The following is a 16,842-nucleotide window of genomic DNA, read 5'->3' on the forward strand; positions in this document are numbered from 1 at the left end:
GCCTCACTGTCCCGCCGTGTAGGTGAAATCCGCCGAGAAGTGTGTGAGCTGATACCACAGCAGGGCGCCGGTTTCCCTGGCGATGCCGTGCGCCTGGGATTCGCGGGTGTAGACGGCGGGGCCGGTTCGGGTGGGGGCGGTCCACGCCGCCAGCCCCTCGTCGCGAGCCATGGTGCGGGTGCGCAGCGAATGCCAGGGATCGCTGACCAGCACCGCCGACGACATGTCCCGCGCCCGCATCGCCGTGACCACCGCTTCGATGCTGCGCAGGGTGTCCGATCCGGTTTCCACGGCGAGGATCTTGTCGGCGGGCACGCCGCGCGCCTGCAGATAGTTCTTGCCCGAGGCGGCTTCGGTGAACAGATCGCCCTCCTGCTTGCCGCCCACGGTGATGACACGCGGCGCGACACCGGCTCGGAACAGCTTGTACGCCTGGTCGAGTCGCGCCTCGAACACCGAGGACGGCGTGCCCGAGTACTGCGCCGCGCCGAGCACGACGATCGCGTCGGCCTTCGTGTAGTCGTCGATGCGCGCCACCTGCCACACGCGGAAGGCGGTCCCGCCGACCAGCACCGCGCCCATCACGACGGAACCGACGGCGAGCCGCCGCGTCCAGCGCAGCAACCCGGCCCCGAAGCCTTGTGGCCGCGCAGATCCGGGCGCAGGGAGCGCTCGGGTGCGCATCGTTGGCAAATTCACTCCCCAAGTCTGCCAGGAGCGGCGCGGGCCCCGGACCGGTTACCGGCAGGGCGGTTACCAGCCGCGGTCGCGCCAGGCCGGAAGGCTGGGCCGCTCGGCACCGAGCGTGGTGTCGTTGCCGTGGCCGGGGTAGACCACGGTGTCGTCGGGGTAGCGGTCGAAGAGCTTGGCGGACACGTCGGTGAACAGTGAGGTGAAGTCCGCCGGGGAGGTGGTGCGCCCGACGCCGCCGGGGAACAGCGAGTCCCCGGTGAACAGGTGGGTACGTCCCGCCGCGTCGGTGAGCGCGAGGGTGATCGAGCCCGGCGTGTGGCCGCGCAGGTGGATGACTTCGAAGACCAGATCGCCGATGGTGACGGTGTCGCCCTCGGCCAGCAGCCGATCGGGGCGGACCGGCAGCGGGTCGGCGTCGAGCGGATGCGCCGCGGTGGGAGCGCCGGTGGCCGCGGTGGTCTCCCGCAGCGCCATCCAGTGGTCGCGGTGCTGGTGGGTGGTGACGATCAGCTGGACCTGACCGGGCGCCTCCTGCTCGACGAGGTCCGCGATGCGGGGCGCCTCGTTGGCGGCGTCGATGAGCAGGGCCGCGCCGGTGCCGGCGCACTGCACCAGGTAGAAGTTGTTGTCCATACCGCCGACGGACATTTTGACTATGCGGGCGCCGGGGACATCGCGCTGTTGCGGGTTCGAACCCGGTGACAGCCGGCCGCTGTACGGGCGATCTATGGTGATCACGAAGCAATGCTAGCGAGTTAGATTCGTGCCATGTCACTGCCGTCGCGGATCCGCTTTGTCCGCTTGCTCGCGATCAGCGTCCTCTTGGCCGCGCTCGCCCTGCTGGGCGCTCCGACGATCGCGGCGGAACCGCCGCTGCGGATGAACACCTATGTGGAGAATCCGGCCGGTGCGCTCGATCAGGGGCAGCTCGATCGGGTGCGCAGTGCGGTGGATCAGCTCTACGCCGACCGGCAGCTGCGGCTGTGGGTGGTGTATGTGCGCGGTTTCGACGGGCTCGACCCGCGGGCCTGGGCCAGGCGCACCGCCTCGATATCCGGGTTCGGCGAACGGGACCTGTTGCTTGCGGTCGCCACCGAGGATCGCGCGTACTGGCTGGAGGGCGAAGTGCCCGGCGAGGTCAGCGATTCCGAGCTCGACGACATGCTGATCGGCAAGGTCGAGCCCGCCCTGCGCGACGGACGCTGGGCCGACGCGGGGGTCGCGACGGCCGACGGGCTGGACGCGGCCATGCGCGGCGGCGGGGTGAGCGTTCGCGCCCTGCTCGTCATCGGCCTGCTGGTGGTTCTGGTGGCGGGCGGGCTCGTCTGGTACGCGCGCAAACGGCGGCGCGAACGGTCCGAGGCCGAGCTGGCGGCGGCGCGGCAGCTGGATCCGGAGAACACGACGGCGCTGTCGGCACTGCCGTTGGAAGCGCTGCAGGCCCGCTCACGGGAGACGCTGGTGGAGATCGACAACGCGATTCGCACCAGCGGAGAGGAACTCGAACTCGCCACCGGCGAGTTCGGCGCCACCGCCACCACGGTCTTCCGGACCGCCCTCGACAATGCGAAAGCGGCTGCGGCCGACGCTTTCGCGATCCGGCAGCGCTTGGACGACGCAATCCCGGAAACACCGGACGAACAGCGCTCGCTGCTGGTCGAGCTGATCAGCACAGTGGGGCGCGCCGATCGGGAACTCGACGCGCAGGTCGCGGAATTCGACGCCATGCGCGATCTGCTGCTCGACGCCTCGGTTCGGCTGGACGCCCTCACCAGGGACGTTGTCGACGTGACCGCCCGGATTCCCGATTCGGAAGCCCAGCTCGGCAGGCTCGCCGCCACCCATCCGGCGAGTGTGCTCGCGCCGATCGCGGACAACGTGCGGATGGCCCGCGAGCGCCTCGCGTTCGCCGAGCAGAACGTCGACGCGGGACGTTCCGCACTCACCGAGCCGGTCGGCGAGCAAGGCGGCGCCGTCGCCGCCATTCGATCGGCCGAGGCCGCGATCGGTCAGGCCCGTGCCCTGCTCGACGCGGTCGACAACGCGTCGAGCGCCATTCAGCAGGCCCGCGACGGTCTGCCGGGTGTACTGGACGAATTGCGCCGCGACCTCGCCGCCGCCGCCGAGCTCGCCGACTACGGCGGGCCGGAACTGGCCGCCGCCCGCAGCGCCGCGCAGTCCGCGCTGGAGCAGGCGAGCGCTATGCGTGACACCGATCCGCTGAGCGCCTTCCACAGCGCGGTCACGGCCGACGCCGACCTCGACCGTGCCGTGGTGGAGGCAACCGGCCGCAAACTCGCTGCCGAGGACCTGCAACGCAGGGTCGACCGAGCGCTCACCGACGCCCGCGCCCGAATCGGTTCGGCCACCGACTACATCGGCACCCGGCGCGGCGGCATCGACGCCGAAGCGCGCACCCGCCTGTCGGAAGCACAGCGCCACCTGGACGAGGCGCAGCGGTCGAGCGCGAGCGATCCCGTCGACGCACTGCGGCACGCGCAGGCCGCGGCGGATCTGGCCGGGCGCGCGCTCCAGGCGGCGCAGGCCAGTGTGCAGGCCTGGGAGACGCGACAGGCGCCTTCCGGCAGCGCCCAGACCGGCGCGGTACTCGGCGGTATCCTGCTCGAAGGACTGCTCCGTGGGGCGGCGAGCGGCGCCCGGCATTCGGGGGGAGGCTGGAGCCCCGGCTCCTACGGTGGCTCGTCCGGCTCCCGGCGAATCGGCCGCGGCGGCAGATTCTGATCAACGAGCCTCGGCCGCGGACAAGGCGATCACGATCAACGAGCCTCGGCTGCGGACAAGGCGGTCAGCTCGGCTCGCACTGCCTCCGGCAGGCCGTCGGCACGCGCGCCGCCGCCGAGCACGCCGACGGTCAGTTCCCGTGCGAACGTGTAGGCCAGGAAGGTGACCGCGGCCGACGCGCCCGCGGACGGGCGAGGATGCGCCGAGACGTAGACGATCTCGTAATCGGTGAGCTCCAGATCAGCGGGTGTGTGGAATACCGGGACGACGCCGGTGTTGGTCATCGCGATGTGCCCGGCCAGCGAGTGGATCCTGCTCGTGCCGTAGTAATCCGGGAAATGGAGTACCGACTGCCGCACGACGCCTTCGGACAGGTCGCGGGTCAGTCGAGCCGAAATGCGTTGCGCCAGTTCTACCGGGCCGGCGGCCGGATCCACCTCGGCCGCGAAGGATGCCAGTCCGGCCATGTTGGTGCCCGCCGAGGCGGCGACCGGCGGCTCCAGCCGGTTGCGCAGGTCCACCGGATACAGACAGCCCAAAGCCGTTGCACCGCCGACGGTCGCACGGGCATACGCGCGCAGCAGTGCGGCGGTGAGCAGGCCGTTGACCGTCACCCCGCAGGTGCGTGCGAGATCGACGATCCGGTCGGTGGCCGCCCGGTTCAGTCGCGCACGCACCGGACGGGCGAGCGTACTCGACGCGGGTTCCGCGCGGTCGGACGGCACGTTCCGCGCGTCCGGCGGGAGCGGTGCGGTCACGTCCTCGAAGCCGGACCGCGCGGTCGCGGTGATGCCGCGCGCCGCCACATGCCACTCCAAGGATTGCGGAATCGGGTGTGGTGCACAGTTTCTCGGCTGGCCTTCGACAATGCCGGTATAGCGATCCCATAGTCGGGACAGCAGTTCGACGCAGTGGCCCGCGTCGGCGACGCTGTGGTGAGCGAACAGGGTGACGCGCCACTCGTCCGCGCGCGAGCCGACAACGTCCAGATAGGCCAGCTGGACCGCCGGATCCAGCACGGGAATGCCGATCTCCGCCGGGTCATCCTCGCGCACGGAAACCGGAGCCCACACCTTCTCCTGCGCGGCGAGCAGATATCCCTGCCCCGCAGCGTCTTCCGCGATTCTGCACCCGATCACCGGGTAGGCGCGCCGCAACTGCGCGAATGCCTCCCGCAGCGCCGCCACGTCGAGCGCTCCCCGCACCGACACCGACCGGCCCGTGTAGGTGCCATGCCGCACGAACCGCTGCTCCGACGGCGCCAGCACCCGAATCACAGCGTCCTCATCCCACAACACACGGCAAGGGTGCGGCACGATCGGCGCGGGTGCAAACCGACCGGGCGGATGCGGAAGACTGCGGGTATGAGTCTCGCGGCGCGTCTGGAGAAGATCGGCCTTCCCGCGGTGGAGGAACAACTCGCCCATCCCACCGTGCTGGGTATCGCCCAGGGCACCCTGCCCGAACCGGTCTTCCGGTCCTGGCTGGAGCAGGACTACCTGTTCCTGCTCGATTACGTCCGGGTGTTCGCCCGTCTCGCATGGCAGGCTCCGGCAGCCCATCTCGGCGACCTGGTCGACCTGGCGCACGCCACTTACCACGAGGAGCTGTCGCTGCACCGCTCGCTGGCCGCCGAGTTCGGCGCGGACCTCGACGGCGCCGTCAAAGGCGCTGCCTGCGCGGCGTACACGGCGTTTCTGCTGGACGCCGCCGCGTCCTACGGCGAAGGTCTCGCCGCGCTCTACCCGTGCATGTGGGGATACTCCACGCTCGGGGCGCGGCTGGCCCAGCACCCGCCCGCCGAACCGCGCTACCGGCGCTGGGTGGACACCTACGCCGATCCCGGATTCGCCGCCCTCACCCGCCGCTGCGCGCAGATGATCGACGAGTCCGGGGCCGATCCGGAGCGGGCGGAAGAGCGGTTCCGCGAAGGACTCCGGCACGAGCTGGCGTTCTGGGACGTTCCGCTGTGACCTGATCCCCTTGCCACTGATGAACACACCGCGCCATCGCCCGAATAGACCTACTCTGACACCGTGAGTCAGGACCACGTTCGGGCCTCCGACGCCGATCGGGAGAAGATCATCGACCAACTGCGCCTCGCCATGAACGAGGGCAGGCTGTCGCTCGCCGAATTCGACGACCGGCTGCGACAGGTGTATGCCGCCAAGACCTACGGCGAATTGGCGCCGCTGCTGTCGGACCTTCCCGCCCAACGGGAATCACGGCCCGCGCCCGCGCGCGGCTTCCCGCGGTGGATCACGATCATGTGGACACCGTGGGTATTCGTCAACGCGCTGTGCCTGGCGATCTACCTGGCCACCGGGGCGGGTTACTTCTGGCCGTTCTGGGTCGCGGTGCCGTGGGGCCTCGCGCTGCTCATTCCGACCACGATCGGGATCGTCACCCGCGAGAAAGACTGAACGACAGCCCCCATGGCCGGGCCGACCACGGGGCGCCGCGCCGGAGTTCAGGCGCCGATCAGGTGCTGGGCCAAGTAGCCCTCGACCTTGTCCAGCGCGATGCGCTCTTGAGTCATCGTGTCGCGTTCGCGGATGGTCACCGCCTGGTCGTCGAGCGTCTCGAAGTCGACGGTGATGCAGAACGGCGTGCCGATCTCGTCCTGGCGGCGGTAGCGGCGGCCGATGGCGCCCGCGTCGTCGAACTCGACGTTCCAGTGCTTGCGCAGCTGCGCGGCCAGGTCTTTCGCCTTCGGCGTGAGATCGGCGTTGCGCGACAGCGGCAGCACCGCCGCCTTCACCGGCGCCAGGCGGCGGTCCAGGCGCAGCACCGTACGGGTGTCGACACCGCCCTTGGCGTTGGGCGCCTCGTCCTCGGCGTAGGCGTCGACCAGGAAGGCCATCAGCGAGCGGGTGAGACCCGCCGCGGGCTCGATGACGTACGGGATGTAGCGCTCGTTGGTGGCCTGGTCGAAGAAGCTCAGCTCGGTGCCGGAGTGCTCGGAGTGCGTCTTCAGGTCGAAGTCGGTGCGGTTGGCGATGCCCTCCAGCTCACCCCACTCGTTGCCCTGGAAGCCGAAGCGGTACTCGATGTCAGTGGTGCCCGCCGAGTAGTGCGAGAGTTTGTCCTTCGGGTGCACGAACAGCCGCAGGTTCTCCGCGGCGATGCCGAGATCGGTGTACCAGGAGAACCGGGTCTCGATCCAGTACTTGTACCACTCCTCGTCCTCACCCGGCTTGACGAAGTACTCCATCTCCATCTGCTCGAACTCGCGGGTGCGGAAGATGAAGTTGCCCGGAGTGATCTCGTTGCGGAAGCTCTTGCCGATCTGCGCGATGCCGAACGGCGGCTTCTTGCGCGCGGTCGTCATCACGTTGGCGAAGTTCACGAAGATGCCCTGGGCGGTCTCCGGACGCAGGTAGTGCAGGCCCTCCTCGGACTCGATCGGGCCGAGGTAGGTCTTGAGCATCATGTTGAAGTCGCGCGGCTCGGTCCAGCGGCCGACGGTGCCGCAGTTCGGGCACGCGACAAGCTCCATCGAGACCGTGTCCGGGTCGTCGATCTTGTTCTTCAGCGCGTACGCCTCCTGCAGGTGGTCCTGCCGGAAGCGGTGGTGGCAGTTGAGGCACTCGACAAGCGGGTCATTGAACACGCCCACGTGACCGGAGGCGACCCACACCTGGCGGGGCAGGATCACCGAGGAGTCCAGACCGACGACGTCCTCACGGCCGGTGACCATGGCGCGCCACCACTGCTTCTTGATGTTCTCCTTGAGCTCGACGCCCAGCGGCCCGTAATCCCACGCCGACTTGGTGCCTCCGTAGATCTCACCGCACGGGTACACCAGACCCCGGCGCTTGGCGAGGTTGGCAACGGTGTCCACCTTCGACTTGGGTGCCACGCGAGAATTCTCCATCCACTGCGAGTCGGATTGTCGTGTACACGCAACGCAATAATTTTGCGTGCACGCTGCGATCGCGCCCAAGCCTATCGGCACTGCTATGACCGGTTTCAACCGCACGCACCCGCGCGCCCATTTGACATGCGCACCTGTGCATACGCAAAATGGTAATGCTTTCCATTAAGGAGTTGGTGACATGACCGCCGAGACCGCCGCGGCACCGCCGCACAACCCGTATCGGTCGCCGGGACCGGCGCCGGTACCCCCGCGAACCGTGCTGGAGAACGCGGGTGAGCTGTTGCGCGCGCTGGCCGCGCCGGTTCGGATTGCTATCGTGCTGCAGTTGCGTGAATCACCGCGGTGTGTGCACGAACTGGTCGACGCGCTCGGTGTCACGCAACCATTGGTCAGTCAGCATCTGCGTATCCTCAAGGCCGCCGGTGTCGTGCACGGTGAGCGTTCGGGTCGCGAGGTGCTCTACGAACTCGTCGACGACCATCTGGCCCATATCGTCGTCGACGCCGTCGCGCACGCCGAGGAAGGGTGATTCGTGCCAGACAACACGGCCGTTCCGCAGAACCCGGTCGGGATCCGCAGCACCAGGCAGCGCAGCGCCATCGCCGCGCTGCTCGGTGACATCGATGAGTTCCGATCCGCCCAGGACCTACACGACGAGCTGCGCAAACGCGGTGAAGGCATCGGGCTGACCACGGTCTACCGGACGCTGCAGTCGCTGGCCGACGCGGGCATGGTCGATGTGCTGCGCACCGACTCCGGCGAGTCGGTCTACCGCCAGTGCTCCACCGGCCACCATCACCATCTGGTGTGCCGGCATTGCGGCCGCACCGTGGAGGTGGCGGGCCCGACGGTGGAGGCGTGGGCCGAAACGATCGCGGGCGAGCACGGCTTCACCGAGATCAGCCACACCCTCGAGATCTTCGGCACCTGCACGACATGCGGGGCGGCGCGCCGATGCGACGGGTGAGCGGAGCGATTCCCGGCGTGTCGGGTTAACGCGGCTGCGGCCGGCGCAGATTCACCGGCGAGATCCTCGACGGGCCCGGGCCGATCCGGGCGCGATACGAAGGATTCGTCATCTGCTGGGAGGCAGCGTGTCAACGACCATCCACTCATCCGTACGCCCGGTGCGCCGCCGGGCCGTGACCGTCGCCGGGGCCGCGCTCATCGCGGCCTCGGTGCTGCTGCTGTCGGCGTGCCAGGACGAGGTCGGCACGCCGGTGGCGGTCCCGTCGGCCACCGCCACCGGAGTCGCCGCCGGTTCGAGCGGGACGAACGGGCAGTCGACGGTCCGCACCGTCGGCAGGACCGGCTGGTACGACGGATTCGACATCACCGTGGACAAGGCGACCGTGGTGCCGGACGAATACGGCGGGGCGAAGGTGCGCATCGATATCACCTACAAGAACACCACTCTCGACAACCACATGCTGAGCGTCACGCCGTCACTGCTGGTCGGCAAAGAAGTGGACGGCGGCGCGATCTTCGACAGCCCGACCGTGCCCGGCAACGGTTCGGCCACCGGCACCGCGACCACGTCGGTCAAATCGGCCAAGGACGCCGAGCACCTCATCGACACGCTGACCATCGTGTACGGCCAGGCCGCCGACAACCAGACCAAAATTCCGCTCGCCGCGTCGGGCAAGGTGGACAGTGTCCAACCCAGGACGGTGGCCGTCACCGGCACCCTCGTGCAGGACCAGACGACCATCCAGATCACCGGCGGCCGAATCAGCCCGAGCTACACCGAGAACGAGAACGGCAAGTCCGATCTCGCCTTGCGCATCAAGCTCGTCGGCGGGCCCGGCATCGCCGCGGGCGGGACGAACGTCTTCTACAACTACTTCACCGTCCGGACTCCTGACGGCAAGACCGTGCCCGCCGACATCCGCGGCCCGATCAACGAGTTGCTCGACGCGAACGAGACCATCGACAACCCGAAGAACTACGTGATCTTCGTGGTGCCCTCCCCCGGGACCGGCCCCTACACGGTGACGTACAACGCCCAGAAGCAAGAGGGCGCGGCCGGCGCACCCACCCTGTCGTTCACGGTGGGCTGAGCCGAGCACCCGAAGCCGTCACTGGGAAACGATTCCCGGCGAAACGCCGACGGCGGGCCGTCCTCCTGCGAGGGCGACCCGCCGCGATGACCGATTCAGCCGACCGGGACCGCATCCCGGGCCGGGACCTGCGCCTCGGCCCGGCGACCCCGCAACGCGGCCACACCGAGCAGCGCGAGTGCTGCCGCGCTCCAGACCAGCAGCACCAGCAGCGGCCCTGCCGCGCCGGCACCGTCGAAGAACGCGACCGAGCGCAGCAGCGACGCGGCGGCGCCGGGCGGCAGCAACTGGCCGACCGCGCCCCACGGCTGCGGCAACAGCTCCGGCGCTGAGGTGGCCGCCGAGAACGGATTGCCGATCAGCAGCAGGGTGAGCGCGGCGATGCCGATACCGGCTCGGCCGACGACGGCGGCGAGCCCGACCACCGCGCCCGCGACCGCGAACGACACCAACCCTCCGACCGCCGCGAGCACCGGGTAGGACCCGGGGACCACCGACAGCCAGCCCTGAATGATCGCCATGCCGAGCAGTCCGCCGACGACGCCGAAGGTGACCAGCCCGAGCACCTTGCCCCCGATCGACGGCATCAGCAGGGCCAGGAGCACACCCGCCGCGATACCGGACATCACCAGCGGCAGCACCATCGCGCCGAACGCCGCGCCCCGTGGATCGTCGGAGTCGGCCGCCACCACGTCCTCGACCCGGGCGGCGGGCGCGCCGGACAGCTGCTGCCCGATCTGGGTGAGCTGCTGCGCGACAGCGGGACTCGCGCCGGAGGCGACAAGTACGCGCGGCGGCCCGTCGCCGGTGACGATCGCCCCGTAGACCTCCCGGTCCTGAATGGCGGCGCGGGCGGCGGCCTCGTCCGCGGGCGTGCTGATCTCGAAGGCGCCCGGACTGTGCTCGGCGAGCTTGCCGGTGATCATCGCGGCCTGCGGACCGGTGACAGCCAGCGGCAGGTCACGCGGCGCGATGTTCGCGGCCGGCCAGGCGAACGCGATCAGCATCAGCGCTTGGAGCAGGGCGGCGCCGAGGCCGAGAGCGAACGCCCGCTGCGTGGTGTTCATGGCCTTCTCCTAAAAATCGAATGCTCGTTCTTTTAGTTGGGCCTACCGTCGCATGCGGCCGCGGTGTTGTCAAGAACGGATATTCGTTTTATTTTGGGCCTATGCCCCGAGTCACCGAAGAACACCTCGAACGCCGCAGACAGCAGATCATGGACGCCGCGCGGCGCTGCTTCGCCCGCAAGGGGTTCTATGAGACCTCCATGCAGGACGTCTTCGCGGAATCGGGCCTCTCGGCCGGTGCGGTCTACCGCTACTTCAAGAGCAAGGACGAGCTGATCACCGCGCTCGCCACCGAGACCACCGTGGCCTTGCGCATCGCCATGGACCATGCGATCCGCCGCGAACCACTGCCCACGCCCGCCGAACTGATCACCATGATCGCCGAGGAGGTCGTGCGACGCAGCGGCCCCGACGGTCCGGTGCGGCTGGCGCCGCAGGCCTGGGCCTTGGCCCTGGTGCATCCCGGCGCGGCGGTGATGGTCCGCGAGACGATGCTCGCCATGCGCGCACTGTGGGTGACCTACGCCGAGCGCATGCGCGACAAAGGCTGGCTACCCGAAGACGCCGATGTCGACGCGGTGGCCAAGGCGATCATCGGACTGCTGCCGGGATTCATCCTCCAGCACCTCATCCTCGGCGATCTCGACCCGCAGACGCTGGCGCTCGGCGTGCGCACTCTTCTGCCCTACGGCGAGCCCGCACGTCCGGTAGCCGGCTGACCCGCCCGTCACAACCAGCCGAGACGCTCCGCCGCGCGTACCGCTTCGCCGCGTGTGCTCGTGCCGGTCTTGCCGATCGCCGACGAAAGGTGGTTGCGTACCGTGCCTTCCGACAGGTGCAACCGCTTGGCGATGGCGCTCGCGGGCGCACCGTCGGCCGCCGCGGCGAGCACCTCGCGCTCGCGCGCGGTCAACGGGGAGGTGCCCGCCGTCAACGTTTCCGCGGCCAGGCCCGGGTCGATCACCCGCAACCCCATCCGCACGCGCCGCACGGCGTCGGCCAATTCCCTGGCCGGAGTGTCCTTGACGACGAAACCGGTCGCGCCCGCGTCGATCGCGCGACGCAGATAACCCGGCCTGCCGAACGTGGTGACCATCAGGATCCGCACGTCCGGATGGGCCAGGTGCAGCTTCCCGGCCACCGTGATGCCGTCCATCCCGGGCATCTCGACGTCCAGCAGCACCACGTCGGGACCGGTCCGCGCGACCGCGTCGAGCACCTCGTCGCCGCGACCGACCTCGCCGACCACCTCCAGGTCGTTCTCCAGTCCGAGCAGCGCGGCCAGCGCGCCGCGCACCAGAGCTTGGTCGTCCGCCAGCAACAGCCGGATCATGGCACCCGCTTCCCATCCGGGATCGTGGCGCGAACGCGCACACCCCCACCCTCCGGCGTCGACAGCGTCAGTGTCCCACCCGCGGCGCGCACGCGCTCCCGCAGCCCGGCCAGCCCCGAACCGGACGCGCTGCCGGCGCGGAGGCCACGGCCGTCGTCGACCACGTCGATGGACGTCGCGGTGACGGTCACCGTGCAGCGGCGCGCGGCGCTGTGCCGGATCACGTTCGTCACCGCTTCGCGCAGCACCCAGCCCAGCAATTCGCCGGACGGCGTGTCCGGCAGGCTCGCCGGTTGCGGTAGTTCGGCGGCAATACCCGCGGCGGCCAGCGCGGTCCGTGCGTTGGCCAGTTCGCCGCGCAGCGATACTTCCCGCAGCCCGCCGACGGTCTCGCGCACCCCGGCCAGCGCTTCGCGCGCGAGCCGTTCGATGTCGGCCAGCTCGGTCCGCGCCCGGTTCGGGTCCACGTCGAGCAGCCGGTGCGCGAGCTCGGATTTCACGGTGATCACGGTGAGCGAATGGCCGAGGATGTCGTGCACGTCCCTGGCGACACGATTGCGCTCCTCGATGAGCTCCAGCTCCGCGCGTTGCCTGCGCGCCAGCTCGGCCAGCCGGTCACCGCGCAGCCCGAGTTGTCTGGCCAACCACACCGCCACGGGAATGAACGCGAGGTAGTACGGTGTCCCACCCAGATGCCACGACGCCATCGCGACCGGGGCCAGCAGCATGATCGTCATGATGGCGACCACGACTACGGCCGAAGTGCGCAGCGGAAGCACGAACACGGCGACCACCGCGACATAGATCGCCGTGGGCACAGCGGCCCCGCCGAGCAGCGCCGCCATCGCCGCGGACAACGCCCCCATCGCCGCCAGCAGCAGCCAGGCCCTGCGGTCGACCGGTGCGTCGTCGGGCACGCTGTGCTCGGCATACCTGCGGAACGCGACGAACGCGACGATGATCAGCGTCGCGAATGCGAGCAAGCAGACCATGGCGGCCATCGCCTGCGTGCGCTCGCCGCCGCTCCAGTTCCGCCTGATCGGGCCGATCAGATAGACCAGCCAGACCAGTGACATGACAGCGCCGAACCACCCCCTGCGCCGTCCATCGGGGCCGAGCGATTGCCAGTCGAGCAGACCGTCCACGAGACCGGCGGACCTGCTCGTCCGCGCACTGCCCGAGGTTTTCACATCCATGCGCCACCCCGCTGCGGCCGGGCGGGACGGAGGCGGCGGTGCGCGGCTCCCCGGTCGTCGTCGATCACGGGAAGCGACGCTACCGAAACCGGTCCGCCCGAGGTTCGCACGTATGTCCCGCCGGAGGGCCCGGAAAAGCTCTTCGCGCCGAGGCAAGGGAACGTCGTACCACCCGACTGGCCGCGAACGGCGCAACCGGCCGTCCGGGTGGACGACCGGTTGCCCGACCAGGGTTCAGCGAGCGGTGTCACGCCGGAACAACGCGGCCGCGCCGAGCACGAAGACCACCGACCAGACCGCGATATTGATCACCGCCGCGATGACCGACCCGCCGCCGGTGACGCCGAACGGCAGCCGGGCCAGCGTGGCGACACCGCTGGTGGGGAACACTTTCGACACCGACTCGAACCAGCCGTGCGGTGGCACGAACAATCCGCCCGCGAACGACAGCCCGCCCAGCACCGGCCCGAGCAGCTGCATCACGTTCTCCGACGGCACCAGATAGCCCACGAACAGACCGAAGGCCGCGAACACGAGCGAGCCGACCCAGGCGAGCAGGAAGCACCCCACCCACGCGCCTGGCGTGAGGTGGGCGCCCAGCGCCGCTCCGACCGCGAAAACCGTGGTCACCGAGATCAGTCCGAGCACCATCGCGACCGCAACCTTGGTCGCGATGTACGCGATCGGCCGCAGCGGTGTGAGCCGCAACTGCCGGCTCCATCCCTGCGCGCGCTCGACGGCGACCATGGCGCCGCCGGTGGTGGTGGCCAGCATCGCGCCGTACACCGCCATCGACACCATGACGTAACCGGTCACGTTCCCCGATCCATAGGATTGGGTCCGGTTGTCGGATTGCAGTCCGAAGACGACGAACAACAGCGGCGGCAGGATCAGCGTGAAGATCAGCGTCCGCCGGTTGCGCAGCATGCGGCGCAGTTCCAACCGCAGAAAGCCGAAACTGAATCCGCCGAGCCTGGTGGCGGCGGGCCGAGACACCAGAGTGGTCATGTCAGTGATCTCCTGCCGTGGTCAGCGCGAGGAAGGCGGTTTCCAGGTTGTGCGCGGTGATCTCCAGGTCGACCGCGGCGGTGTGATTGAGCAGGAATCGCGCCACGGCGTCGGAGTCCTTGGCCTGCACCAGGATCCGGTCACCACGCAACTCGACATCGTCGACCCCGGGGACCGCGAGCAGCCGGGCCGGGTCCGCGCCGGGCAACGTCGCGGCGACGGTCCGGCCCGCGGCCAGGTTCTTGATCTCGGCCGCGCCGCCATCGGCGACGACCCGGCCCGCGCGCACCAGCACGATGCGGTCGGCGTACGCGTCGGCCTCGTCCAGATAGTGGGTCGCGAACAGGACCGTGCGGCCGCGCCGCGCATCCTCCCGCATCGCGTTCCAGAATTCCCGGCGTCCTTCGACGTCCATGCCGGTGGTGGGCTCGTCGAGCACGATCAACTCCGGGTCCGGCAACAGCGCCAGCGCGAACCGGAGCCGCTGCCGCTGGCCGCCGGAGCATTTGCCCACCATACGATCGGCGATCCCCGCGATGCCCGCGCGGGTGAGCACCTCCTCGACGGGACGCGCACTCGCGTGCAGCGTGGCCACCAGCCGCACCGTCTCCGCGACGGTGAGATCCGGCAGCAGGCCCCCCGATTGCAGCACCGCGGAAACGCGGCCCGCGGCGACAGCTCGCTCCGGCTCCGTGCCGAAGACCGAGACGCTGCCCGAGTCCGGGCGCGCCAAGCCGAGCAGCAGGTCGATGCTGGTGGATTTGCCCGCGCCGTTGGGACCGAGGAACGCGACGATCTCCCCTGGCTCGATCACCAGGTCGAGGCCGTCGACGGCGTGCACCACGCCGGCCGGAGTACGGAAACTCTTGCGCAGGTCGCGCAGCGCGACAGCGGGCGCGTGCCGCGTCGGATGCTGGACCGCGGTGGTCGTTGCTGAAGTCATGCCTCTACGGTCGCGGGAAACCGGGTCCCGAACCCCGCACGGCTGTCACGACTTCGGCATGACAGCTGTCATGCCTCTCAGGGCAGCAGACCCTGCCTGGCCCGGCTCGCGTTGGACAGTACGAGCAGCAGCATGGTGGTGAGCGCCTGGTCGTCCAGTCCCGCGCCGGGGAAGGTGTAGCGCAGGATGACGTCGGCGAGCTTTCCGCGAGCTATCACGGTGAGCGAACCGAAGTGCAGCGCGTTGTTGCGTTCGGCGACGCGCTTGTGCAGCTGCGGTGTCAACGGCCGGTCCCAGGCCAGCACGCAGGTGAGGCTCAGCACGTCCAAGCCGGGTGCCAGATTCACCGCGCGCAGCGACGAAAGGGCACCCTCGTACTCGAAACCGAGTGACCCTTCGGCGTCGACACGCACGTCGACACCGTAGCTCGACAGACAGGCCCCGGCCCGTGCCTGCAACTCCTGCTCCGGAGTCACCGCCGCGCCCATGTCCGCGCCGCTCACTTGGTGCCGCCGAAACGGCGGTCCCGCGCGGCGTACTGGAGACATGCCTCCCACAGGTTCCGGCGATCGAAATCGGGGAAAAGCGTGTCCTGATAGACATATTCGGCGTAGGCGGACTGCCAGATGAGGAAGTTGGAGCTGCGGAACTCACCCGACGGGCGCAGGAACAGGTCCACGTCCGGCATATCGGGCTCGTCGAGGTATTTCGCCACCGTCGCCTCGGTGACCTTCTCCGGGTCGATCTCGCCCGCCGCCACCCGGCGCGCGATCTCCCTCGCCGCGTCGGCGATCTCGGCGCGGCCGCCGTAGTTGACGCACATGGTCAGCGTCATCACCGTGTTGCGCTCGGTGAGTTCCTCGGCGATCTCCAATTCCTTGATCACGCTGCGCCACAGACGCGGTCGCCGCCCCGCCCAGCGCACCCGGACGCCCATCTCGTGCATCTCGTCGCGGCGCCTGCGGATCACGTCGCGGTTGAAACCCATGAGGAAGCGCACCTCATCGGGGCTGCGCCGCCAATTCTCGGTGGAGAACGCGTAGGCCGACAACCATTTGACGCCGATCTCGATGCAGCCCTCCACGGTATCCATCAGCACCGCCTCACCGCGCTCGTGCCCGGCGGTGCGCGGCAGCCCACGCTCCTGCGCCCAGCGCCCGTTGCCGTCCATGACGAGCGCGACATGATTGGGCACCAGTTCCGGCGGCAGCTGGGGCGGCCGAGCTCCCGACGGATGCGGCGCGGGCGGACGCACGGCGCCCGCGGGCTCGGGGTCGGTCGCGGCAGCGGAGTCTCGGCGGAGGATCACGGCCTCTATCCTGCCTGATCGCTCTCGCCGCCCCCACTGCCGTGGTGCCTGCTGACGAATTCCACGGTTCCGACCGCTACCGGTGACCTATTCTTTCCCTATCGTGATACTGGGGAGGGGTTTCTCGAAAATGACCGATTTGACCGATTTACCAGGCACCGGCACCGCGGCGGGTTTCCGGGCCACTCGTGAGTTACTCGGCCTTCCGGTCCCGTGGTGCGCGCGATTCTTCGCGGTCGCGGAGCGCACCGTCGAGCGATGGGAGAAGGGGGCCTTCCAGATCCCCGACACCGTGGCCCGCGAGCTCGCCGCCATCGCGGACGAGACCGAACAGGTGGTCGAGGCCATGGTCGACGCCATCGACGCCGGGGAGATCTCCCCCCGCCTGCACACCTACCGGACCAACGACGCCTACTCCAAGCACGAGCCGGACACCCGCTACCCGGCCACCTGGCACCGTGCCGTATGCGCCCGCGTCATGAACGAGCTGCCCCAGGTAGAGCTCCAATTCGTGGAGTAAGCGGCTGCCTCGCCTTCGCTCGGCCCGGCGCGGACTGAGGATGGACTCCGTCCAACAGCGCCCTTCCAGCGGCTGCCTCGCCTTCACTCAA

Annotated in this window: 19 protein-coding genes; 8 read left to right on the forward strand and 11 right to left on the reverse strand. The window is 69.4% G+C overall.

The features are described 5' to 3' along the window. Positions 1–3: 3 nt before the first annotated feature. Positions 4–684: a YdcF family protein gene (locus ACT89H_RS28560; protein ID WP_445111786.1), complete on the reverse strand. Its 681-nt coding sequence runs from the start codon at positions 682–684 to the stop codon at positions 4–6. Positions 685–753: 69 nt separating this feature from the next. Beyond that, a complete protein-coding gene (locus ACT89H_RS28565; protein ID WP_445111769.1) occupies positions 754–1,431 on the reverse strand; it encodes an MBL fold metallo-hydrolase in 678 nt (225 codons plus the stop codon). A gap of 30 nt (positions 1,432–1,461) precedes the next feature. Here ACT89H_RS28565 and ACT89H_RS28570 point away from each other — a divergent pair, with 30 nt between their 5' ends. Further along, positions 1,462–3,435, forward strand: coding sequence for a TPM domain-containing protein (locus tag ACT89H_RS28570; protein WP_445111770.1), 1,974 nt, complete (start codon positions 1,462–1,464; stop codon positions 3,433–3,435). A gap of 35 nt (positions 3,436–3,470) precedes the next feature. On the opposite strand, the gene ACT89H_RS28575 is transcribed toward ACT89H_RS28570, so the two are convergent. After that, positions 3,471–4,733 carry a phthiocerol/phthiodiolone dimycocerosyl transferase family protein gene (locus ACT89H_RS28575; RefSeq protein WP_445111771.1) on the reverse strand — a complete coding sequence of 421 codons (1,263 nt, stop codon included), beginning with the start codon at positions 4,731–4,733 and terminating at the stop codon, positions 3,471–3,473. 66 nt (positions 4,734–4,799) lie between these two features. On the opposite strand from ACT89H_RS28575, the gene ACT89H_RS28580 reads away from it, so the two are divergent. Further along, the gene (locus ACT89H_RS28580; protein ID WP_445111772.1) at positions 4,800–5,408 is read left to right on the forward strand and encodes a TenA family protein; all 609 of its coding nucleotides are present in this window, start codon (positions 4,800–4,802) and stop codon (positions 5,406–5,408) included. Positions 5,409–5,471: 63 nt separating this feature from the next. Further along, positions 5,472–5,858 (forward strand): DUF1707 domain-containing protein, encoded by a 387-nt coding sequence (locus tag ACT89H_RS28585; protein WP_445111773.1) that lies wholly within the window; start codon positions 5,472–5,474, stop codon positions 5,856–5,858. A 47-nt stretch (positions 5,859–5,905) separates the two neighbouring features. Here the strand turns inward: ACT89H_RS28585 and ACT89H_RS28590 are convergent, their stop codons facing one another. Further along, positions 5,906–7,297 (reverse strand): glycine--tRNA ligase, encoded by a 1,392-nt coding sequence (locus tag ACT89H_RS28590; protein ID WP_445111774.1) that lies wholly within the window; start codon positions 7,295–7,297, stop codon positions 5,906–5,908. Between the two features lie 196 nt (positions 7,298–7,493). Here ACT89H_RS28590 and ACT89H_RS28595 point away from each other — a divergent pair, with 196 nt between their 5' ends. The 3 genes from ACT89H_RS28595 to ACT89H_RS28605 all read left to right on the forward strand — a co-directional run bounded on the left by ACT89H_RS28595 (position 7,494) and on the right by ACT89H_RS28605 (position 9,375). Continuing rightward, a complete protein-coding gene (locus tag ACT89H_RS28595) occupies positions 7,494–7,844 on the forward strand; it encodes an ArsR/SmtB family transcription factor (protein WP_445111775.1) in 351 nt (116 codons plus the stop codon). A gap of 3 nt (positions 7,845–7,847) precedes the next feature. Further along, positions 7,848–8,282, forward strand: a complete 435-nt coding sequence (locus ACT89H_RS28600; protein ID WP_445111776.1) for a Fur family transcriptional regulator — start codon at positions 7,848–7,850, stop codon at positions 8,280–8,282. A 127-nt stretch (positions 8,283–8,409) separates the two neighbouring features. Then, a complete protein-coding gene (locus ACT89H_RS28605) occupies positions 8,410–9,375 on the forward strand; it encodes a hypothetical protein (RefSeq protein WP_445111777.1) in 966 nt (321 codons plus the stop codon). A gap of 95 nt (positions 9,376–9,470) precedes the next feature. Here ACT89H_RS28605 and ACT89H_RS28610 read toward each other — a convergent pair whose 3' ends face one another. Beyond that, positions 9,471–10,442 carry a hypothetical protein gene (locus tag ACT89H_RS28610; protein WP_445111778.1) on the reverse strand — a complete coding sequence of 324 codons (972 nt, stop codon included), beginning with the start codon at positions 10,440–10,442 and terminating at the stop codon, positions 9,471–9,473. Between the two features lie 101 nt (positions 10,443–10,543). Between ACT89H_RS28610 and ACT89H_RS28615 the strand changes: the two genes are divergently transcribed. Beyond that, positions 10,544–11,161 (forward strand): TetR/AcrR family transcriptional regulator, encoded by a 618-nt coding sequence (locus ACT89H_RS28615; protein WP_445111779.1) that lies wholly within the window; start codon positions 10,544–10,546, stop codon positions 11,159–11,161. Between the two features lie 8 nt (positions 11,162–11,169). On the opposite strand, the gene ACT89H_RS28620 is transcribed toward ACT89H_RS28615, so the two are convergent. From ACT89H_RS28620 to ACT89H_RS28645, 6 genes are all read right to left on the reverse strand, one after another. Beyond that, positions 11,170–11,775 carry a response regulator gene (locus ACT89H_RS28620; protein WP_445111780.1) on the reverse strand — a complete coding sequence of 202 codons (606 nt, stop codon included), beginning with the start codon at positions 11,773–11,775 and terminating at the stop codon, positions 11,170–11,172. Beyond that, on the reverse strand, positions 11,772–12,971 hold the full coding sequence (locus tag ACT89H_RS28625) for a sensor histidine kinase (protein ID WP_445111781.1): 1,200 nt from the start codon (positions 12,969–12,971) through the stop codon (positions 11,772–11,774). The genes ACT89H_RS28620 and ACT89H_RS28625 overlap by 4 nt, the downstream gene beginning before the upstream one ends. 234 nt (positions 12,972–13,205) lie before the next feature. After that, complete coding sequence (locus tag ACT89H_RS28630) at positions 13,206–13,979, reverse strand: ABC transporter permease (RefSeq protein ID WP_445111782.1); 774 nt, start codon at positions 13,977–13,979, stop codon at positions 13,206–13,208. A 1-nt stretch (position 13,980) separates the two neighbouring features. After that, positions 13,981–14,922 (reverse strand): ABC transporter ATP-binding protein, encoded by a 942-nt coding sequence (locus tag ACT89H_RS28635; protein ID WP_445111783.1) that lies wholly within the window; start codon positions 14,920–14,922, stop codon positions 13,981–13,983. 77 nt (positions 14,923–14,999) lie between these two features. Then, positions 15,000–15,410, reverse strand: a complete 411-nt coding sequence (locus ACT89H_RS28640) for a YbjN domain-containing protein (RefSeq protein ID WP_445111787.1) — start codon at positions 15,408–15,410, stop codon at positions 15,000–15,002. Between the two features lie 11 nt (positions 15,411–15,421). Further along, a complete protein-coding gene (locus ACT89H_RS28645; RefSeq protein ID WP_445111784.1) occupies positions 15,422–16,231 on the reverse strand; it encodes an isoprenyl transferase in 810 nt (269 codons plus the stop codon). A gap of 130 nt (positions 16,232–16,361) precedes the next feature. Here ACT89H_RS28645 and ACT89H_RS28650 point away from each other — a divergent pair, with 130 nt between their 5' ends. Beyond that, positions 16,362–16,751 (forward strand): Aca2/YdiL-like domain-containing protein, encoded by a 390-nt coding sequence (locus ACT89H_RS28650; RefSeq protein WP_445111785.1) that lies wholly within the window; start codon positions 16,362–16,364, stop codon positions 16,749–16,751. Positions 16,752–16,842 lie beyond the last annotated feature (91 nt).

The sequence above is a fragment of the Nocardia aegles genome (assembly GCF_052545135.1).

What these genes read in the sequence shown, in the direction of transcription:
- ACT89H_RS28650 (WP_445111785.1), top strand. Translation starts at nt 16,362, where the DNA reads ATGACCGATTTGACCGATTTACCAGGCACCGGCACCGCGGCGGGTTTC.
- ACT89H_RS28560 (WP_445111786.1), bottom strand. Translation starts at nt 684, where the DNA reads ATGCGCACCCGAGCGCTCCCTGCGCCCGGATCTGCGCGGCCACAAGGC.
- ACT89H_RS28595 (WP_445111775.1), top strand. Translation starts at nt 7,494, where the DNA reads ATGACCGCCGAGACCGCCGCGGCACCGCCGCACAACCCGTATCGGTCG.
- ACT89H_RS28620 (WP_445111780.1), bottom strand. Translation starts at nt 11,775, where the DNA reads ATGATCCGGCTGTTGCTGGCGGACGACCAAGCTCTGGTGCGCGGCGCG.
- ACT89H_RS28580 (WP_445111772.1), top strand. Translation starts at nt 4,800, where the DNA reads ATGAGTCTCGCGGCGCGTCTGGAGAAGATCGGCCTTCCCGCGGTGGAG.
- ACT89H_RS28610 (WP_445111778.1), bottom strand. Translation starts at nt 10,442, where the DNA reads ATGAACACCACGCAGCGGGCGTTCGCTCTCGGCCTCGGCGCCGCCCTG.
- ACT89H_RS28635 (WP_445111783.1), bottom strand. Translation starts at nt 14,922, where the DNA reads ATGACTTCAGCAACGACCACCGCGGTCCAGCATCCGACGCGGCACGCG.
- ACT89H_RS28640 (WP_445111787.1), bottom strand. Translation starts at nt 15,410, where the DNA reads ATGGGCGCGGCGGTGACTCCGGAGCAGGAGTTGCAGGCACGGGCCGGG.
- ACT89H_RS28625 (WP_445111781.1), bottom strand. Translation starts at nt 12,971, where the DNA reads ATGGATGTGAAAACCTCGGGCAGTGCGCGGACGAGCAGGTCCGCCGGT.
- ACT89H_RS28615 (WP_445111779.1), top strand. Translation starts at nt 10,544, where the DNA reads ATGCCCCGAGTCACCGAAGAACACCTCGAACGCCGCAGACAGCAGATC.
- ACT89H_RS28630 (WP_445111782.1), bottom strand. Translation starts at nt 13,979, where the DNA reads ATGACCACTCTGGTGTCTCGGCCCGCCGCCACCAGGCTCGGCGGATTC.
- ACT89H_RS28570 (WP_445111770.1), top strand. Translation starts at nt 1,462, where the DNA reads ATGTCACTGCCGTCGCGGATCCGCTTTGTCCGCTTGCTCGCGATCAGC.